The organism is Pseudomonas sp. Y24-6 (assembly GCF_020295325.1).
Taxonomy (GTDB): Bacteria; Pseudomonadota; Gammaproteobacteria; order Pseudomonadales; family Pseudomonadaceae; genus Aquipseudomonas; species Aquipseudomonas gregormendelii.
In genome coordinates, this window is record NZ_JACBXG010000002.1 from 370,557 (window position 1) to 390,878 (window position 20,322).

General features: G+C 55.1%; 15 protein-coding genes. 4 read left to right on the forward strand and 11 right to left on the reverse strand.

Annotated features, from left to right (window positions below):
• Window positions 1-162: 162 nt before the first annotated feature.
• The 9 genes from HYI44_RS05440 to HYI44_RS05480 all read right to left on the reverse strand — a co-directional run bounded on the left by HYI44_RS05440 (window position 163) and on the right by HYI44_RS05480 (window position 12,005).
• Window positions 163-2,193 carry a pyridoxamine 5'-phosphate oxidase family protein gene (locus HYI44_RS05440; protein ID WP_225568926.1) on the reverse strand — a complete coding sequence of 677 codons (2,031 nt, stop codon included), beginning with the start codon at window positions 2,191-2,193 and terminating at the stop codon, window positions 163-165.
• A gap of 18 nt (window positions 2,194-2,211) precedes the next feature.
• Entirely contained in the window at window positions 2,212-2,838 is a 627-nt protein-coding gene (locus HYI44_RS05445) for a glutathione S-transferase family protein (protein ID WP_122841278.1), read from the reverse strand.
• Between the two features lie 123 nt (window positions 2,839-2,961).
• The gene (locus HYI44_RS05450; protein WP_122840925.1) at window positions 2,962-3,864 is read right to left on the reverse strand and encodes a LysR family transcriptional regulator; all 903 of its coding nucleotides are present in this window, start codon (window positions 3,862-3,864) and stop codon (window positions 2,962-2,964) included.
• 397 nt (window positions 3,865-4,261) lie between these two features.
• On the reverse strand, window positions 4,262-4,915 hold the full coding sequence (locus HYI44_RS05455; RefSeq protein WP_082069125.1) for an antitoxin Xre/MbcA/ParS toxin-binding domain-containing protein: 654 nt from the start codon (window positions 4,913-4,915) through the stop codon (window positions 4,262-4,264).
• 409 nt (window positions 4,916-5,324) lie between these two features.
• Complete coding sequence (locus tag HYI44_RS05460) at window positions 5,325-5,675, reverse strand: copper-binding protein (RefSeq protein WP_045058206.1); 351 nt, start codon at window positions 5,673-5,675, stop codon at window positions 5,325-5,327.
• Entirely contained in the window at window positions 5,672-8,830 is a 3,159-nt protein-coding gene (locus HYI44_RS05465) for an efflux RND transporter permease subunit (protein WP_115146705.1), read from the reverse strand. Before HYI44_RS05465 ends, HYI44_RS05460 begins: the two co-directional genes overlap by 4 nt.
• Window positions 8,827-10,311, reverse strand: a complete 1,485-nt coding sequence (locus HYI44_RS05470) for an efflux RND transporter periplasmic adaptor subunit (protein WP_045058204.1) — start codon at window positions 10,309-10,311, stop codon at window positions 8,827-8,829. Before HYI44_RS05470 ends, HYI44_RS05465 begins: the two co-directional genes overlap by 4 nt.
• Window positions 10,308-11,564: a TolC family protein gene (locus HYI44_RS05475; protein ID WP_090470168.1), complete on the reverse strand. Its 1,257-nt coding sequence runs from the start codon at window positions 11,562-11,564 to the stop codon at window positions 10,308-10,310. The genes HYI44_RS05470 and HYI44_RS05475 overlap by 4 nt, the downstream gene beginning before the upstream one ends.
• Before the next feature lie 99 nt (window positions 11,565-11,663).
• Window positions 11,664-12,005, reverse strand: a complete 342-nt coding sequence (locus tag HYI44_RS05480) for a hypothetical protein (protein ID WP_045058202.1) — start codon at window positions 12,003-12,005, stop codon at window positions 11,664-11,666.
• A 361-nt stretch (window positions 12,006-12,366) separates the two neighbouring features.
• On the opposite strand from HYI44_RS05480, the gene HYI44_RS05485 reads away from it, so the two are divergent.
• From HYI44_RS05485 to HYI44_RS05500, 4 genes are all read left to right on the forward strand, one after another.
• Complete coding sequence (locus tag HYI44_RS05485; protein ID WP_045058201.1) at window positions 12,367-14,721, forward strand: heavy metal translocating P-type ATPase; 2,355 nt, start codon at window positions 12,367-12,369, stop codon at window positions 14,719-14,721.
• A 90-nt stretch (window positions 14,722-14,811) separates the two neighbouring features.
• Window positions 14,812-15,168, forward strand: coding sequence for a zf-TFIIB domain-containing protein (locus HYI44_RS29350; protein ID WP_232392850.1), 357 nt, complete (start codon window positions 14,812-14,814; stop codon window positions 15,166-15,168).
• A gap of 181 nt (window positions 15,169-15,349) precedes the next feature.
• Window positions 15,350-16,264, forward strand: coding sequence for a cation diffusion facilitator family transporter (locus tag HYI44_RS05495; RefSeq protein ID WP_045058199.1), 915 nt, complete (start codon window positions 15,350-15,352; stop codon window positions 16,262-16,264).
• 72 nt (window positions 16,265-16,336) lie between these two features.
• Window positions 16,337-16,852, forward strand: coding sequence for an ATP-dependent zinc protease (locus tag HYI44_RS05500; RefSeq protein WP_090470184.1), 516 nt, complete (start codon window positions 16,337-16,339; stop codon window positions 16,850-16,852).
• Window positions 16,853-17,100: 248 nt separating this feature from the next.
• Here HYI44_RS05500 and HYI44_RS05505 read toward each other — a convergent pair whose 3' ends face one another.
• Window positions 17,101-18,801 carry a phosphoethanolamine transferase gene (locus HYI44_RS05505; protein ID WP_045057964.1) on the reverse strand — a complete coding sequence of 567 codons (1,701 nt, stop codon included), beginning with the start codon at window positions 18,799-18,801 and terminating at the stop codon, window positions 17,101-17,103.
• 194 nt (window positions 18,802-18,995) lie between these two features.
• On the reverse strand, window positions 18,996-19,802 hold the full coding sequence (locus HYI44_RS05510) for a hypothetical protein (protein ID WP_147282609.1): 807 nt from the start codon (window positions 19,800-19,802) through the stop codon (window positions 18,996-18,998).
• Window positions 19,803-20,322 lie beyond the last annotated feature (520 nt).

Consider the following 20,322-nt stretch of genomic DNA (forward strand, 5'->3'; position numbering starts at 1 on the left):
TTGTTCATGGCCCTGTGGCCGCTGTGACCCCTGTGATCCTGGAATCCTGTGATCCCTGTGATCCCGCGATCCCTGTAGGAGCTGTCGAGTGCAACGAGGCTGCGATCTTTTGACGTTGGTTTCAGGTTCAAAAGATCGCAGCCTCGTTCCACGAGACAGCTCCTACAGGTCAAGCACCAAAGGCTGTGATCCCTGCGCCGGCACCGCGCAGCAGATCAACACTTGCCCCTCACCGGGAATCTCCGCCGGGGGCTGTGAATAACTCACCTGGCCGCTCAACAGGCGCGTCTTGCAGGTGCCGCATGAACCGCCACGGCAACTGAATTCCGGTCGTAAACCACGACTTTCCGCCAACTCCAGCAAACTGCCTCCGTCGGGCTGCCAGCGGGCCTCCTTGGCCGATCGCTGAAACACCACCGGCACCGAGGTAGTCGCCGCAGGCGGTTGTTCGATCACCACGGCATCAGGGTCAGGCTGACGCCGGAGAGTCGAAGGGCCAAAGGTTTCCGCGTGAATCTGCGCATCGCGAATGTCCAGCTCCCGCAGGCTGTCATACAGACCCTGAGTGAAACCTCCAGGGCCGCACAGGACAAAATCCGGCTGGTCGTAGTCTTCCACTTCAAGGATGTTGTTGAGCAACGCCGTGCTGATACGTCCGCTCAGATCAAAGTCCTCTCCCTCCAGTAATCCTTCTTCCGGCTGGCTGAGCAGGCGCAGCACCCTTACCGCATCTCCCGCCGTTTCCAGGAGTTGATCCAGCTCGGCGCGAAATGGCTGGTCGTCGAGCGTGCGCGAACTCTGGAACAACCATGTAGGACGAATGTGCCGGGTGCGCAGGCCCTGGTACACCACCTCGCGCAACATCGAGAGCAACGGGGTGATGCCAACGCCCGCCGCCAGCAGCACCAGCGGCCGTCGCTCGTGGGGCGCCACGGTGAAATGTCCCTGGGGTGCACGAGCTTCCAGAACATCACCGACCTTGAGCTGATCGTGCAGGAACGAAGATACCAATCCCTCGCGCTTCACGCTGATACGGAAGAAATCGTCGGAGGGAGCACTCGACAGGCTGTAGGTGCGGATGTAATTTTCACCGCCGATATCAAATCGCAACGGCAAATGCTGACCGGCCTGGAACACCGGTAACCCTGCATTATCCGCTGGTTCGAAATAAATCGAGCGAATGTTGCGGCTTTGCGCTTCGATGCGCACCACTCGCAATGGCCGCCAGCGATCGCCCAACGCCTGGGCCTGCAACCGCGCAGCCGCCTGCTCCCAGGTGCCGGTCATCAGGCTGTTGGGCGAGACTCCGTCGAAGCGCCAGCGCAGAGCCAGAGCTGCCGGGCGACGCACCACGCGCTCTACGTCGAAGGTCCACAACCGTTCGGCACCTTGAAAGGCTTCCACCTGTGGGCCATCGAGGATGATTTCAGTGCGACCCGCCAGATGCAGCAGATCGCCGGAAGTGAAATCGATGAACAACAGGCCCGCCCGAGCATTGACCAGCAGGTTGCCCAAGGTGTTGAAGTGCAGATTGCCGGCAAAATCCGGAATGGTCAGTCGATTGCCATGCACCTGGACGAATCCGGCCTGACCACCGCGATGCGATACGTCGACCGCGCGTTGGCCGTCGATGTCTACATAACTGGCGACGAAGAAGGTGTCGGCACGGGTAATCATGTCCTGGGCCGCGAAATCCAGCGCGCCCAGGCGTTCAGCAATTCGCGACGAAGGTTCTGCCAGCGGGACTGTATGAAACTGACGCAACTGAATGTACTGCGGGCAATTGCCGAAGGACTGGTCAACCGTGACGTCAAAGCCTTTGGCTGTCAGGTTGCCGACATGGCCATTGAGACGATTCCTGCGCCGGGTGTGCAGCTCGATGCCCAGGAGTCCGATCGCGGCGCCTTGGGTCAATTGCGCCGGGTCATCGGCACCCGGCAGGCTGTCGAATTGCAACACACCGGGCTGCGGCGAGTGGGCAAATCCAGGCGCGCCTTCAAGCACGCTGGCCCACGGATCACCGTTTGCATCCACCGCACCGTACAGCATGAATGGCAGTTGCTGATAAAACTGGCGGTGCTGATCCGGCATCTCGCGGCGAATCACCCTGCGCCCGAATGCCTCCATGCGCTCGGCTACTCCGACATGCTCTTGCAACTGTCTTTCGCCGACGTGCCACGGTGAACGTTCCATAACGGCATCTCCCCTGAATCAGGCAGTGGTTTGCAAACCAGCGACGGTGCGCGGCATCGGCACAAACCCTGGCAAGGCTTCTACACGCGCCAGCCAGGCGCGCACGTTGGCGTAAGCCTCGAGTGACACATTGCCTTCAGGCGCATGGGCGATGTAACTGTAGGCAGCGACATCGGCGATCGTAGGTTCGGTTCCGGCCAGCCATGGGGTATCCGCCAATTCATGGTCCATAACCTTGAGCAGGTCGTGGGCGCGAGTGATGGCTTCTTCGGCATTGTAGGGCGCACCGAACACTGTGATCAGCCGAGCACGAGCCGGACCAAAAGCAATCTGCCCCGCAGCCACCGACAACCAGCGTTGCACCCTGGCGGCTCCCACAGGATCCGTTGGCAACCAGCGACCGTTGCCATACTTGTGCGCCAGGTAAACCAGAATCGCATTGGAATCGGCGAGTATGACTCCCTGATCATCCAATACTGGCACTTGCCCGAAAGGATTGAGGGCCAGGTACTCGGGCTGCTTGTGCGCGCCCTTGGCCAGGTCGACGAAGATCAGCTCAGTGGGTAGCTGCAGCAGGGACAGCATCAGCTCGGCGCGATGTGCATGGCCGGAGCGCGGGAAGTTATAGAGTTTGATCGCTTGCATGGTGAACTCCGCAGTTGGGGCGCAGATGAGGAGCTCAGCGCCGAGGAAAGCCATCCTCCACCAATCCCCGGAGCTATAGAATCACCAGCATTCGCAATCAATTATTTCACTTAGAGCAATAATTCAGCGACGCAGGGACGGATGTTCACGCAGTTCATTGACTGCAAAATCCACGAAGCCGCGAATGCGCGCCGGTGCCTTACGGCCGCCCTGGTAGACGACATGAATGGGCAGCGGTGGCAGTTCGAACTCCGCGAGCACAACTTCCAGCTCACCTGCTTTGACCTGATTCGCCACCTGGTAGGAAAGCACCCGAGTGAGACCCAGCCCCAGGCAAGCCGCACTGATTGCGGCCTGATTAGCCGTCACCGTCAGCCGCGGTTCCAGACGCACGCTCAGCGAATTGCCGGCGTCGAGGAATGGCCAATTGCGTTGCAGCCCTGTCGCGGAAGTCGCAATGACCGGCACTTGGGCAAGATCCTGCGGGTGCACCGGGCGGCCGTGAGCCTGGAGAAAGGACGGCGACGCACAGATGACCCGGCGAACCTCACCCACCCCAATAGCATGGTGATTACTGTCGGCCAGCTCGCCAATGCGCACGGCGACATCAACACCCTCCTCGACCATGCTGACGATTCGATCAACCAGTAAAGCGTTGATGCTGACTTCAGGAAACCGCGTCAGGTAACTCACCATGATCGGTGTGACAAAAAGATCGCCAAACAGAACGGGGGCGGTCACCGTTAACTGCCCACGGGGCTGGGCATGACTGCCCGCCGCCGAATCCTCGGCTTCCTGCACTTCGCCAAGAATTCTCCGACAATCCTCCAGATAACGCTGCCCCGCTTCACTGAGGTGGACACTGCGGGTGGTGCGCGTGAGCAGCTGCGTGCCGATGCGCTTCTCCAACGCGGCGACTGCGCGAGTGACGCTGGCTGCCGACATACCCAAATGCCGCGCTGCCGCCGAAAAGCCCTGGGCTTGGGCGACGGCGGCGAATACCTGCATTTCCTGGAAGCGATCCATGGAAGGTTTGCTCTTTGTTAAAAGCAAAAGATCGCAGCCTTCGGCAGCTCCTACAAGAGCTCGATGGATGCGATCTTAAGTTTGGTGCCCAACATCATAGTTTGACACACGGAAACCAATAAAATCAGTCGTTTACGGAACCTGCCGCGATGCCATTTTTACAACATAGATTGACACAACGCATAACGATATCCGAATGACGGGATGAGTTTATAACAACATAGTTTGACACTACCCGCGGGAGCCTTTTTAAAGTCGAGATTGCAGCCGAACAAAATATTGTGACACCACCGGCTCAGTGAACTCAGGGGTAAACGGCTTAACGGAGCATGCCAGCTGAATGAATATTTTGACAAAAATGCCCTTGGGGGCGCGTACCCAATTGTGATGGTTCTACTTAGCTGCGGTTAGATCGAAATGACATGCCCTCATTTACCTCAATCAGCATTTGTTCGACCCGATGTGTGCCGTGAGTTGTAGTGAGCATCGCTGTTGGACTTTTACCCGAAAACCGGGATTTCGGTTTGGAAAGCCATTGTTTGGCCTTCTCTGCGTCCCCGAAGATCACATCGGCCATGGCGGTAATATGTGCAAAGCGGAACAGGCGATCACTCTCATCCACCGTTAAAAGCTGATTGCTGACCAATTTTGTTTTGAGCATTTTGAGTGGAATAATTCTGTCGCGTTCTTCCGGACTTATAGTTCCAACGTCGCAAAGCGACTGGATCAGGCTGGCCGAGAAGCCAGCTACGATAATGTCGTGAATGTCCTGGTCAGAGGCGTTTGAGGGGATATTAAGAGACGCCTCCAGCCGGATGCGGTAGGCATGATAAGCTTCATCAAGCAGGACTCCAGCAAACACGGGCTGCACTGATGTTGTTCCATGCGTAGGCTTCAGCACTATTGCGCCGTCCGCTACCGTAATCGTCAGATCGTCCCCCACACCTACTCCCATTTTGGCAAGCAGTTCTGGGGGTAAATCAACGATGACATCACCGCTACCATCCTCAGTATCCTGGCATTTGACTATCCAGCGCTCGCTCCCACTCATGATCGTCCGGTTCTCATTTCGTAATTAGAGAAGACGCATCATTATGCTCGCGCGCAGAGCAGATCCAGTCACTGGATAACCGTGCATAGAGGCCATTCCTGCCGGTTATTGCGACGAGCGGCTGCACTCTCCGGCGCATCGGCAAAGATGTCAGCTAAAAGCTCGACTACACGCCCGCTGTTTCACGTTCGAGCACCACATCGGACGGAAATGGGTCAACGGCAGCCATTGGTCTGGTCAGAAAGATATTCGCCAAAGGGAAGGAAAAGAAGCCCAACAGAGACCGGCCTCAACTTCGTCGCATCTCGACTGCTCGCGACTCAAAACGAGGCGTACATTTTTCTGACCTGCAGATTTAGTGATAATGGTCGGCTCGACAAGCGCGCCGGCCACTTTCACCACCGCTGTTTCACTTTTGAATGGACACAATCGTAGCTCTACCACCCTCTATCAGGAAGGAAAAAGATACACGGTCTCCGGCCGTCAGCCCTGTCAACTTATCTTGCGTTACGGAAAAGACCATGGTCATCGGCGGCCATCGCACGGCAGGCACAGCGCCGTGAGAGATAGTCACCGTATGCTTCACAGTATCGATAGCCTTGATCGTTCCATCGGCATTCGCGACTGGAGCCTGCTTTGTTTCCTCAGTCATCTGCTTGCTCTCCATACCGTCCATCTTCATACCCGGCATGTCCTCTGCCAGGGCAGAAAAAGACAACGCTACTACGGTGCTGGCAACTGCAATCAGGGTCAGTTTCATACGACACTTCCTTCAGGTTTGACGGTTTCAACGGAGAGGTGCCGGCGACGCATCAGGCGATAGGCTGCCGGAATGACAAACAGGGAAAGCAAGGGTGCCGTGACCATGCCGCCTACCATGGGCGCAGCAATGCGGCTCATCACCTCGCTGCCGGTCCCGCTGCCCAGCAAGATGGGTAACAAGCCGGCAATGATGACGGCCACGGTCATGGCCTTGGGTCGAACACGCTGCACGGCGCCTTCACGAATCGCCGCAACCAGACCGAGCTCAGTGCTGTCGCCGAGGTCTTCACGTTCGGCCCAGGCGTTCTTCAGGTAGAGCAACATGATCACGCCAAACTCGGCGGAAACACCGGCCAAGGCGATAAAGCCGACCCCGGTGGCGACTGACAGGTTGAACCCCAACAGATAGAGGAACCATGCCCCGCCCGTGAGAGCGAATGGCAGAGTGGCCATGATCAGCAAGGCCTCATCGAAGCGGGCAAAAGTCAGGTAGAGCAGCACGAAGATGATCAACAGCGTGGCAGGCACCACCAGTTTGAGTCGTGCGTTGGCCCTTTCGAGAAACTCGAACTGCCCTGAGTAGCTCAGGCTCATGCCGGGCTGCAACTTGACCTGCTCATTGACGACCCGTCGTAGATCAGCGACCACCGACGCAATGTCCCTCCCCCGCACATCGACGTACACCCAGCCCGAAGGTCGTGCGTTCTCGCTCTTGAGCATCGGTGGACCGTCCGTGACTTTGACCTTCGCCACTGTGCCGAGGGTGATCTGGCTACCTAGCGGGGTATAGATCGGCAATTGCTCCAGGGCGCCGAGCGAGTCACGCCACTCCCGTGGATAGCGCACGTTGATCGGGAAGCGTGCGAGCCCTTCAATGGTCTCGCCGACGTTTTCACCGCCGATAGCGCCGGCCACGATGGACTGCACATCGGCGATATTCAGTCCGTAGCGGGCGGCGGCTTTGCGGTCGATATCCACATCGATATAGCGACCACCGGTCAGACGCTCGGCCAGAGCCGAACTGACGCCGGGCACGTCCTTGGCCACTCGCTCAACCGCCTGAGTCGCGGCATCGATCTCCGTCAGGTTGGTGCCGGCAACTTTCACTCCGATGGGACTCTTGATCCCCGTAGCCAGCATGTCGATACGGTTACGAATCGGTGGTATCCAGATATTCGTCAGCCCAGGGACTCGTACCACTCGATCCAGTTCTTCCACCAACTTTTCCTGGGTCATGCCTGGACGCCATTGCTCGTGCGGCTTGAACTGGATCGTGGTTTCGAACATCTCCAGCGGTGCGGGGTCGGTGGCGGTTTCAGCGCGCCCCGCCTTACCGAAGACGTGTTCGACTTCAGGCACGGTCTTGATCAGACGGTCAGTCTGTTGCAGCAGTTGTGCCGCTTTCTGCGCTGACAATCCCGGCAGAGCTGAAGGCATATAGAGCAGGTCGCCCTCGTCCAACGGGGGGAGAAACTCGCCACCCAAGCGAGACATTGGCCATAGCGCACTGACAAAAACCAATAGTGCCACCAGCAGCGTGATCTTTGGTCGACGCAAGACTGCGTCCAGGGCTGGCTGATAGATCCGAATCAACCACCGGTTCAACGGGTTCTGATGTTCACTGGGAATTCGTCCACGAATCCAGTAGCCCATCAGCACCGGCACCAAGGTCACTGACAATCCCGCCGCTGCGGCCATGGCGTAGGTCTTGGTGAAAGCCAAAGGACCGAACAGCCGTCCTTCCTGAGCTTCCAGGGTGAACACCGGAATGAAAGACAGAGTGATGATCAACAAACAGAAGAACAGCGCCGGGCCTACCTCTGCCGCCGCTTCGGTCATTACATGCCAATGACGTTCACCCTTCAGTTCTTCCCCCGGATTGGCCGCGTGCCATGCCTCGATCTTCTTGTGGGCGTTCTCGATCATCACCACGGCGGCATCGACCATGGCGCCGATGGCGATGGCTATCCCGCCCAAGGACATGATGTTGGCGTTGATGCCCTGGTAGCGCATGACGATGAAGGCAATCAGCACCCCCACCGGCAGCGAAATGATCGCCACCAGAGATGAGCGCAGGTGCCAGAGGAAGATCCCACACACCAACGCGACAACGATGAACTCTTCGATGAGCTTGTGGCTGAGGTTTTCCACGGCGCGGTCGATCAGCTTACTGCGGTCGTAGGTGGTGACGATATCCACCCCGGCCGGCAGACTGCTTTTCAGTTCGTCGAGTTTGGTCTTGACCGCGGCAATGGTCTCGCGAGCATTCTTGCCGCTGCGCAAAATCACCACGCCGCCGACGGTCTCGCCTTCGCCGTCGAGTTCAGTAATGCCACGCCGCATTTCCGGTCCCAACTGGATCGTGGCGACATCGCCAAGGGTTACTGGCACTCCTCCCGAAGCCAGCTTGAGCGGGATCGCCCGAAAGTCATTGAGCGTCTTCAGGTAGCCGGAAGCACGCACGATGAACTCGGTCTCTGCCATCTCCAGCACCGCGCCACCGGTTTCCTGGTTGGCCTTGCCGATGGCTTCGGTCACCTCAGCCTGAGTAATACCGAGGCTGGCCAGTTTGAGCGGATCAAGCTGGACCTGGTACTGCTTGACCATGCCACCCACGGTGGCTACTTCTGCAACGTTGGGCAGGGTCTTGAGTTCGAACTTGAGGAACCAGTCCTGAAGTGCGCGTAGCTGCGCCAGATCGTGTCCTCCACTGCGATCCACCAGTGCGTACTGATAGATCCAGCCCACCCCCGTCGCATCCGGTCCCAACGCCGGCTTGGCGCTGGCCGGCAACCGACTTTGTATTTGGCTCAGATACTCCAACACCCGCGAGCGCGCCCAGTACAAGTCAGTGCCGTCTTCGAACAGCACGTAAACGAAGCTGTCACCGAAGAAGGAATAGCCACGCACCGTCTTGGCACCCGGCACCGAGAGCATGGTGGTGGCCAACGGATAGGTCACCTGGTTCTCGACAATCTGCGGCGCTTGTCCCGGAAAAGGGGTGCGGATGATCACCTGAACATCCGAGAGATCTGGCAGTGCATCGATGGGCGTGCTCTGCACCGACCAAATGCCCCACGCCGTGACAAACAGCGTCGCCAGTAGCACCAGGAATCGGTTGGCCACTGACCAACGAATCAGGGCAGCGATCATGGCTGGCTCCCCGATTTTTCCAGGCGCTCAACACGCAGGCCATCGTCGGTCTGACTCACCGCAACCCGAACCTTGTCACCCGTTTTGAAGCCCTGCATCAGCGCCGGGTTGGCGAGTGGGAACGTCATCGTCATGCCAGGCATACCCAGCGTTTTGAAAGGACCATGGGCGAGCGTGACTTCTTTGTCGTTGATCTCAACGATCTGCCCATCCGCTTCATGAAAGCTGGAGGCTGCTGCGCTGGGTGGTGACTCTTCCTCCGAGCTTGCAACGATGCCCTTAAGACTGGCCTCCGAGTCGAGCAGGAACTGGCCAGAGGTAACCACTTTCTGGCCTTCTTCCAGACCTTTCAATATCGCCGTCTTGCCATCGCTTTCCTGCCCGAGTTGCACCGCCACGGGACGGTAGCGGCCGGCGTCTGCGGCGAGCATCACCAAGGCACGTCGGCCCGTGCGAATCACCGCTTCGCTCGGCACCCACAACACACTTTGCTCGGTCGAACGATTCAGGTGTACCTGCGCTGTCAAACCCGGTCTGAGGCGTCCGTCCGGATTGGGTAACTCGACACGTACGCGAAGAGTGCGGCTGTCCGGATTGGTCTCGGGCAAAATCGCGCTGACCCTGCCGTTGAGTATTGTCCCTGGGAAAGCTGGCAGGCGCGCTTCGACCGCCTGCCCCACGGTGATTGATCCGGCATCCGATTCTGGAACGGCCACGGCTAGCCAGACACTGCTCAAGCCATTGACGCGTGCCAGAGTATCGCCAGTCGCCACGGTCATTCCCGCACGTACGTTCAATTCTTGCAGTACACCGGCAATGGGGCTGGTCAGCGTCAGGTAGGGCTGAACCTTACCGCCACGCTCTACATCGGTAATCAGTGCTGCCGGCATCCCTGTGAGCCGCAGTCGTTGTCGGGCCGCATCCAACAGGGCAGCATCCCCGTTGCGTTTCAGGGCAAGGAACTCTGTCTGGGCAGCGGCCCACTCAGGCACCAGAACATCCGCCAGCGCCGCGTTGGCTTTGAGTACATCGCCGGGAGCATGGGCATAGACCCGCTCCACAAAGCCAGGGGTGCGCGCCTGAATCACAGCGACATCACGTTCGTTGAATCCCAACACACCTGTCACGTCGAGGCTGGAATCAAAGATCGCACGGCTGACTGTCGCAAAACGCAGGCCGAGATTTTGGGTCAGACTTGGATCGATACTGACGGTCGCTCGGTCCCCTGCGCTGCTGGTGTACTGCGGGACCAGTTGCATGTCCATGAAGGGAGACTTACCCGGCTTATCGAACTTTTGTTGCGGGTACATGGGGTCGTACCAATAAAGTGCTTTGCGTTCGCCCGGTGAATTGAGGCTCTGCTCTTGTGTGGTATTTGGTAGTCCACTCATACGCTGATGCGCCAACCAGTAACCACCGGCAACACCTAAGGCCAGCGAGATGCCAACCAGCAATGCCCCGTTCCCTTTTTTAAGGCTCATTGGCTGGACTCCCCATAAGCAAAATACAACCGCGCACTGGTCAGCGCTCGCTGCTCTTCCACGTCGATCTGTTTGAGGCGGGCCTCGATGAGTTCACGTCGGGCAGCAACAACGGCGTTTAAATCGCCTTTGCCCGAGCGATAACTGGCCATGCTGAGTTCGACCTTTTCCTTGGCCAGCGGCAACAGGCTTTCCTGGTTTCGGCGCACGGCACGATTCAGGCGCTCATAGTCGGCCAGTTCGCTCTCTAGTTGCTGAGTGTGCTCGCGTGACAGAGCTTCGCGCTCGGCCTCAAGCTGACTGAGTTCAGCCTGTTTGGCTGCGATTTTGGGGTTTTGGCGCGAGTCAGGAAACAGCGGCAGCTCCCAGGAAAATTGCACGCTGACCATATCGCCAAACTCACGGCCGCGACGCTGATAATCCAGCTCCCAGCTCCAGTCCGACTGCTTCTCCGACACGGCTTCACGAACCTTGGCTTGCGCTTCGCGGGTCATCGGCGCAAACGCTGCCAACTCGGGGTGGTGTTGCAGTTTATGGGCGTAGCCGGAGGTATCGACGGGCCAATGCGGCAAGCTGCCCACAGGCTTGTCGTTGGCGGCGGAGCCAATCCAGCGTTTGAGGGCTGCTCGGGCCTGCGCTCTCTGGAGAATCAGATCGTCCTGTTGCTCCGCCAGTTGAGCCGCTTCTTGCTTAGGCGTCACCGCATCGGCGGGTTGAGCGCGGCCACCGGCAATCTGGGCCCTGACGGTATCGGTCAACAGGCGGTTTTCTTTGTAGAAGTCCTGGAACAGCGCATCTTTGCGCTCAACCGAGTAGCTATTGATCCAGGCCAACGCCGTGGACTGGCGTACTTTCAGACGTTCGACTCGACGCTCCGCAGCGGCGCGATCAATGGCCGCATCGGCCACTTCTATGCGCGCTTTGCGCTTGTCGCTGTTGGGCATTTCTTGCCTGACCCCGACCACTTGCATGGTCATGAAGTCCTGATCGATGCTCCAGCGATCCGGACCGCCAATGGGGTAGTTCTGCACACCCAACAGTAGCCTGGGGTCAGGTAGTTCACCGGCTGGAATAGCCGCGCTGCTGGCAGCTTGAATTTTGGCGTCTTGTGCGGTCAGCGACGGTGCATTGTTTTCGGCCAGCCGCAACGCTTCATCGAGTGTCAATGCGGCAGCGAAGCTCGGCAATGCCAGTACGCTTGCCGCCAGACCGGCCACGAGGGACCAGCCTGTGCAATAGCACTTGGAGTTCATGTTTACGATTCCTGTGATCATCCACTGCACGCGTCAAAAGACATGCGCGCAGCTAGTCCATCCCGCTAACGCGGAATGAGGCTCAATGTGGGACAGGAATCAAACGCGAGGCGGTCGCCATACCCCGGACGGGGTCTGTACGGGTAGGGAATCGCTGAAGAAGTAAAGCACTACGGGGCTGAATACGGTTACAGGAGGCTTGAGGATCGAGACTTGCAGCATGCCGCCTGTCTTGCATTCCTGGCCCGGCTTACAAGGTTTGCCGTGCTCGGAAGGGCTTTTCATATCGTTGCAGCAGTCCATCCCCATGTCGTCCATTATCGCCATGCCCATCGTCTTCATTGGGCATGGTTCTGTCGGTGCCTGAACGCCCGCCATCCCGCTGAGGGGAAGCGCCAAGCTAATCATGAAGACGATGCAAAACCGCAGATAGCGTTTCATGGACTGGAGTGTAGACGGTGCAAATGGCCCTTACAATTGGATGCAGGGCATAAACGGCCTGCCGAGAGGCCTAAGTCAGGTGATAACACCGGAGCTGGTTTATAAATCTGAGTCAATTTTTATCTGGCCACATCTCATCTTTTACCTGAGTTTGTGGACAGATTGCAGCCAAAAATAGGCGAATAGGAGACCTCAAATCAAGTTTTTGAACCCTCTTCTGCCTTCCGAGGATTAGGTGATGTCCATGGAGGACCAAGCTATCCGCACACGAAAGCAGCTTCAAATAACTTCATTGGGCGCTTGACCCTGTAGTAGGTACAGGCTGTTGAATGGTGAAATTATCCCAAGCGGTAGAAGCACCATGAACCAGGAAAACAAGCTCAAGCCGGTCCTCCGTCTTCACGTACAGAAGAAAGAAGAGTGTTGCGGATCTGACCATCAACATGGGTCTGTTAATGCTGCTGAACCCAAGCATCACAAAGAACATGGTCACGACCATGAGCATGAGCATGAGCATGCTCACGATCATGCCGATGCGTGCTGTGCTCATGGCACGCAAGCTACTGATGGTGTTGCGATTACTAAGAGTAGCCCTGCCCCGAAAGGGACCAGTAGAGTTCGCTACCGCATCGATAAAATGGATTGCCCTACAGAGGAGCGCTTGATCCGCAACCGACTGGAGCCGATGGCCGGAATTGTTCGGCTCGACTTCAACCTCCTGAATCGTGAGTTGACCGTGCATCACCGCTTGGATGATCCGCAGCCAATCGTCACCGCATTAGTCGCGTTGGACATGGGGCCGAGCCTGATCGAAGCCGGTGCCGCGCCATCGGCGGTTCCCCCGGCCCTGAGCGCAAAACTAAAAGGATTGCTGGCCATCAGTGGCCTGGCTGCTATCGCCGCTGAAGTCATCGCGTGGACAACCGGACAAGAAGGTTCTTGGCCGGTTATGGTGCTTGCGGCTCTTTCCATTCTGAGCGCTGGTTTGCCCACCCTCAAAAAGGGTTGGATTGCAGTTAAGAACCTCACTCTGAACATCTATTTTCTGATGTCGTTGGCTGTCGTTGGTGCTCTCATCATCGGTAAATGGCCCGAAGCCGCGATGGTGGTTTTCCTTTTCGCCGTTGCTGAGGCTATCGAAGCACTTTCTCTGGAGCGCGCGCGGAACGCGATCAAGTCGCTGACCGCGTTGGCGCCAGAAACCGCTGAAGTCATGACTGATGGCGGCTGGAAAGACCATCCGGTGGCGAGTGTATTACTTGGTAGTCGTATTCGGGTTCGCACGGGTTCGCGAGTACCCTTGGATGCCCGCATAGACTCAGGTCGCGCCGCACTGGACCAAGCTCCAATTACCGGCGAAAGCCTACCTGTTGATAAGCAGGTCGGGGACCCACTTTACGCTGGCAGTATCGTTACCGACGGCGTGGTTGAAGCGACTGTGACGGCCGTAGCAGGAGAAAGTACTCTTGCTCGTATCGCGGCAGCCATACAAGACGCGCAGTCTCAACGAGCCCCTACTCAGCGATTTGTAGATGAGTTTGCACGTTATTACACCCCGGCTGTAGTGGTTCTTGCCCTCTTGGTCGCTGTCTTGGGCCCTGTACTGATCGGTGGAACCTGGGGCGATTGGCTTTATCAGGCCCTGGTCCTGTTAGTGATCGCCTGCCCATGTGCCTTGGTGGTTTCAACGCCAATTACCGTCGTCAGTGGGCTAGCCGCGGCTGCCAAGCATGGCATTTTGATTAAAGGCGGTGCATACCTTGAAAGCGGCCGACTACTTAAGGTTGTGGCGCTCGACAAGACCGGCACCTTGACCCAAGGCAAGCCGGTACTGACCGATAACGAGCCGTTTGGTGATCTGCCCATCGAGATGGCTTTGCAGATCGCAGCTAGCCTCGACGAACACAGTACACACCCAGTGGCGAAGGCCTTGGTCAGCGGATGGAAATTACAGCAACCGGATGCGGCGACTCTGCCGGTTGAGGACTTCGGCGTACTCAACGGTCGTGGCGTCAAAGGCAATATCGACGGTCAATCGTGGCACCTGGGTAACCACCGCTTGGTTGAAGAGTTGGGCGTATGCTCGCCGGCCCTTGAGGCCCGATTGTCGCTACTGGAAAACGCAGGAAAAACTGTAATCGTGCTCTGCGCGGCCAGCGGTCCAGTAGCGATTTTTGCTGTGGCTGACACCGTAAGGCCTGAAAGCTTTGCTGCCGTAACTGCTCTGAAAGCGTTGAATGTCGTACCGGTGATGCTCACGGGTGACAACCCTGCAACCGCCAAGTCCATCGCCGCTCAGCTCGGCATACAGGATGCACGCGGAAACCTCATGCCGGAGGATAAACAAGCCGCCGTCGCTGAACTCAAACGCCGCTTTGGTACTGTTGGCATGGTGGGCGATGGTGTGAACGATGCTCCAGCATTGGCGCAAGCCGACATTGGTTTTGCGATGGGGGCCGCAGGGACTGCCACAGCCCTTGAAACGGCTGATGTCGCCATCATGGATGACGACCCACGCAAGATTGCTGATTTTATTAGCCTGAGTCGTCGATGTGCCTCTGTTTTGAAGCAAAACATCGGACTGGCCTTGGGTATCAAAGTTGTATTTTTGGCGCTTGCATTGTCCGGCCACGCTACGTTGTGGATGGCTGTTTTCGCCGATATGGGAGCGAGCCTGCTGGTCGTATTCAACGGACTGCGGCTACTGCGTCGGTGATACGAAAGCTGCGACTTCGTGTTCAATTACATGCCCACACAAGGAAATCAAATCATGCAATGTCCGATCTGCAAAGATACTGCCCTCGTAATGACTGAGCGCCAAAGCATCGAAATTGATTATTGCCCTCAATGCCGTGGCGTTTGGCTCGACCGAGGTGAACTCGACAAGATCATCGAGCGCAGCCAACAACAGGAGGCCGTTAGGTTTCTTCCACAGAACCCAATTCCACCCGTACAGAATGCTCCTCCAGCAGTACAACCCGGTTACAGCCAGCATGGAGATAGCCAAGCTCATGGAGATCAGCGAGGAAGTCACGGTGGCGGTTGGAGAGAAGGTGGCCACCAGAGCGGCCATCAAAGTCATGGTGGACATCAAAACCAGAGTGGGCATCAGGGGCAACAGTCGTACCGCAAAAAATCATTTTTGCAGGAGATGTTCGATTAAGGCTGCGATTTCGCGCTTTGATCGGGATATACCTCGAACCAGCACCAATTCTGAAATAGGGTGTTTCATGAGATGGAACGGTTTTGGGTATTAGCTGGTCTTTATATCCTGCAATCGACTCGTAGCAAGGGTGCTACCTGGGTGGTTGGAGTTTCAGCGAGCGGCGTTTGAGGAAAAGGTTATGAGTTCAGGACACAGTCACGGCCAAGTACGCGCCGGTCACGAAAAGTTGCTGTGGATCGCACTCACCCTGACGACAAGCTTTATGGTCGCGGAGGTCATTGGAGCTTTTGTCACCGGCAGCCTGGCCTTATTATCCGACGCGGCCCACATGCTGACGGACGTTGCGGCTTTGGCGATATCCTTGGTCGCTATTCATATAGCCAAACGCTCTGCGGATAGGAAGCGGACCTTCGGGTACGCACGATTTGAAATACTTGCAGCCACCTTCAATGCGGTCTTGCTGTTTTTAGTCGCTATGTACATCGTTTATGAAGCGTATCTGCGACTTAAAGTCCCGGCGGAAATCCAGTCGACTGGCATGTTGGTCATTGCGGTGTTCGGGCTCATCGTCAACCTTGTTTCAATGCGCCTACTGAGTGCTGCCAGTGGGGAAAGCCTCAATGTGAAGGGCGCTTATTTAGAGGTCTGGAGCGATATGGTGGGGTCTATTGGCGTCATCATCGCAGCTCTTTTGATCCGTTTCACCGGCTGGACTTGGGTTGATTCACTTGTCGCGGCTGGCATCGGGTTCTGGGTGCTGCCCAGGACTTGGTCATTGCTCAAGGAAAGCATGAACATATTGCTGCAAGGGGTTCCAGAGGGCATCGATATTGAGAAGGTAGAGGCAACGCTTTATGGCATTGAGGGGGTCAAGAATATCCACGATTTGCATATCTGGGCTTTGACCAGTGGTAAAAGTGTTATGAGCGTCCATCTTGTCGCTGACTCGGCTTCCCGCAGCGAGCAAGCTATCTTGGCTGAAGTAACCAGCCTTATGAGTGATAAGTTCCACATCAGCCATACTACCGTCCAAATGGAAGGATCTGATTTTCACGATCAACTGGCTGACGATCATGAGGGTATGGTCCACTAACTGAGTCGTGGTATTTATTTAAGCTGGATGAACGTTTATACGTCGTGATACAGATCAAAAGGGTCGATTAAAATGGTCAGAAATATTTTAAGTTATTCTGGGCTGGCTTTGTTTTTGGCTTTTGTTGCGCAGCCAGCTTTTTCAACACCTGCTAATCCAGAAAGGGTATACGGGTGGATTGAGGAAGGAATACTTTTACCAGAAAATATTGCTGTGAAAGTAAAGTTAGATACAGGGGCTCTTACATCCTCGATGGATGCGAAAGACTTAGAACGATTCCGTAAAAATGGAGAGGAATGGGTTCGTTTCAACGTTAAAGTAAAAGACACAAAAACTAAGAAGGTGAGTAACGCACTCTTCGAGCGACGCGTCGAAAGAAATGTAAAGGTTCGAGGCGCCGGTGGCGCTGAACATCGTCCAGTAGTCATGATGACGATGTGCATAGGTGATAAAATTTATAAGGAAGAGTTTTCACTGAAGGATCGAGGCGACATGAACTACCCCGTATTGATTGGTCGCAAAACTTTGGGGGTCTTGGGCGCGGTCGATGTTTCACGCACATTCACTAACGAACCAAACTGTAATTAAACACCTGAATTATACATTTTATCTATACGTGCAGGGTGAATGTATTGAGAAAATAGCTCGGCAGAATTTTGCAGCTTTTTTGATGCTTGATGTGGCTGACTAAATAGTCTTAAAAAAGCTCACCCGGATGCCGATTTTTAGGAAGAGTTAGAAGTGGCGCCATGCAACGATTAGTATTTAGTTGCATGGCTTCTAATCAAAGTATGCTCATACTATAGGGTCATTTTAGATCTTTCTCGCAGCTCCACTTATTTCGGTGTTTTCATTGATTGACGCTCAAATGTCTGCGCGAGCTTTAACGGTGTTGACGCTTTGGACTGGCAGGTACTGAACAGATCAAGCTCTGGGCGATATGCTGTAGTTTGAATACCCATCAACCCCAATATAGAATGGAATAAGTTGTCATGGGACAGTGATACGTCTCGCTGATCCTTCAAACATTGGGAGTCGAGGGTTTGACGCGACTGCATGTTTTTGGAGATCCAGATTACCATGGGGATACTAGTCTGCTCGCTGGGAGCCATGGCATAAGGAAGTCCGTGCAAGTAAAGCCCATTCTCGCCGAGGGACTCACCGTGATCAGAGACATAAAGCATCGCCGTATCAAAACGCTCAGCGTTACGCTTTAGCAGGTCGATCGTTTGCCCAAGTACATAGTCCGTATAACCGAGGCTGTTATCATAGGCACTGACAATGCTTTCGCGCGTACAACGTTCAAGTTGATTATTATCGCAAACGGGACCGAATCGTTCGAACGCCGGTGGATAGCGCTTGGAATAGGATGGGCCGTGACTGCCTTTCATGTGTAGCACCACGATTGAATCCCGCTGCTGTTGATCCAAGTAGGCTTGTAAATCTTGCAATAAGACTTCGTCGTAACACTCGTCAGCTCTACATAATCCCGTCGATTTCTGATTGTTCAATTTTTCATTTGGTACTCGGTCGCAAATGCCTTTGCAACCCGAATTATTGTCTCTCCACAGGACCGATACGCCGGCCCGCTGCAACACGTCTAATAGTCCTTCTCTGCGCAACGCCATACCGTCTTTGTAGCCTTCTTTACCCACATCCAGAAACATGCAGGGTAAGGAAACGGCCGTAGCTGTTCCACATGAGCTGACATTGGTAAAACTTAAGACACCACGACTGGCCAATTCCGGATTGGTATCCCGGGAATAGCCATTGAGGGAGAAATTCGCGGACCTGGCGGTTTCACCCACCATCAGTACCGTTAGCCGTGGTTTGCGTACACCAGCAGTAGCTTCTTCACGGCGGGCATCAGCACCAATGGTTTTTAATTCGGCGGGAACTGCTAGCTGGCGACGCGTGTACCCATGAATTGCCGAAACCACATTCGACGGAACCAACATCAACCTGAGTTCGCGATGATTACGCATCAGCGATGCATAGGATTGATAAAGCGTAAATACGACGATCGCCAAGCAGGTGAGCGCTACCGCCACCCCCATGAATCGATGAGCAAGTGCGCGGGACCACGATCTTTGAATCAAACGGACTCGAGTGATAACCAGCACCGGCATAACACCAAAGCCCAGCATCCACAGCAGTAGATCCGAGTTCAACAGCTCCGTGGCTTCGGAGCTGTCCGTCTGCATCACATTCGTTAGCATGCTGTAATCAATTACTATGCCATAGCTATTCATAAAGTAACTCGTTGCTGCCGCAACCAGCAACACGATAGCTAGCACAGGTTTTATCAATCGTCCCCAAGCCATCACGCTGAGTAATACGTAGAGCCAAATCAACACGAACCAAGGCAGGCTAAGCACGAATATGGTGTTTCCGTCTTGTAGGCCTCCCACGCCTTGCCAGACAGCACGCCAAAATGGCCAGTTACTAAACAATAGAAGCCAAGTCGAAACTGCAAGAATTAACTGATTGCTGCCGAGTGTGATTTCCCAACTGCGAATTGGTACTTTGTTATTCATGGGTACTCCGGAAAATCTCGACGTATCCAGGCGCGAACTGCCACTGGAGTGTCACTACATTTTAGGTAAGAAAAAATCGCCAATAGCGCGGTGCAACTCGTGGATGCACCAGTGACCCTGAACGTTCTCGTCAGCTAGTTGGCGATCTGCGACTAGCCAAACCGCCAGACACCCCACGCTGATGAAAATCTTTTTCATGAGGTAGCACCCCAAGTAAGTGACGTGGCTGTAGATCCGCTCGATTCGTCCTTGAACGCCAGTAGTTGTGCTGAAGCGAGGTATTGGATACGGGTGCGCGGAGGGCCCAGAACACCCGTAAACTTGCGGTTGGATATTTCAAAGAAATTAGTGTTGGAGTCCTTGGCGCTTCGTGCGGCGGGAAGGATCACTTGACTGAAGAACTTCTTTTCTCTGTGGGCCATCGAGCGCTTGTCTACAGCAAGATGGATTTCGTACCGCAGGCGCGGTTCGGCGACGTTGTGCATATCACGAGACTGATAGGTGCGGCTAGCCTCCGACGAAATGCTTTTTAGTTTGCGGCCGAAAAACAAAATCGGCGTTGAAGCGCCCACCAGGTTCAACCGCTTCCGGATGCTGGTCATCGTTCCGCCAGACAGTGCGAACTCTGAGCTGAAATCAGACCTTGCTGTGCAAGCATGACGCCGTAAAAAACTTCGATCATCGGGGCGCAAGTCATTACGGCAGTGTTTAGACTCCAGCGCCACTATGCCTTTACTCTTAGATGCGACCTCAATCCATGCGTGACTTTTGCGGCACCTTTTCGGTGTCCGGCGGAGCTTAACGTTGGTAGTGTTCGAATTTTCGCGGAAGGCTTGGGCATCTATTATTAGTACTGGATTGGGGATCAAATCAGTCTGTTGCTGCCCGGCTTGGGCAGTTTGGATTTCCCACTGTGCATCTGCGAGGCTTGGGTTATTGGTCAATGCTATTTGAGGTTTGGTCACAGCCTCGGCGTGGGTTGCCCGAAGCAACGCCGTCATCAACGACGAAACACGAGACGGTGGGCCAGCCGCCCACAACATTTTTCTAATGCGAGATGGCATAACGAGATTTACGCCCCCAAAGTGCGCAGTTTCTTTGTTAACTCATAAATATTTGATGGTCTAAAAGACTTCTGATCGATTTCTGCCGGCTGAATTCGATCAGAAGTCGACACGACCGCAGGATCCTATGACGCATAGATTTTTTGCAGGCTCAATGTACTGCTGAACAGTTATCAGAAGGGTGACAGAAGAATTACAAATTTGTTATCCCCCCTCTGCCGCGGACAATTAGTCTAAGATCTACTTAGTGTGTAGGTTTGTATGTTTGTATGTTTGTATATTTGTATATTTGTATATTTGTATATTTGTATATTTGTATATTTGTATATTTGTATGTTTGTATGTTTGTATGTTTGTATGTTTGACGTCGATAACATAACGGAGCCACAACAGCGCGCAATAGCTCCTTACTGACTAAAATCGTACAACGCAAATATGTTGAAGTTTATCGGTAAAT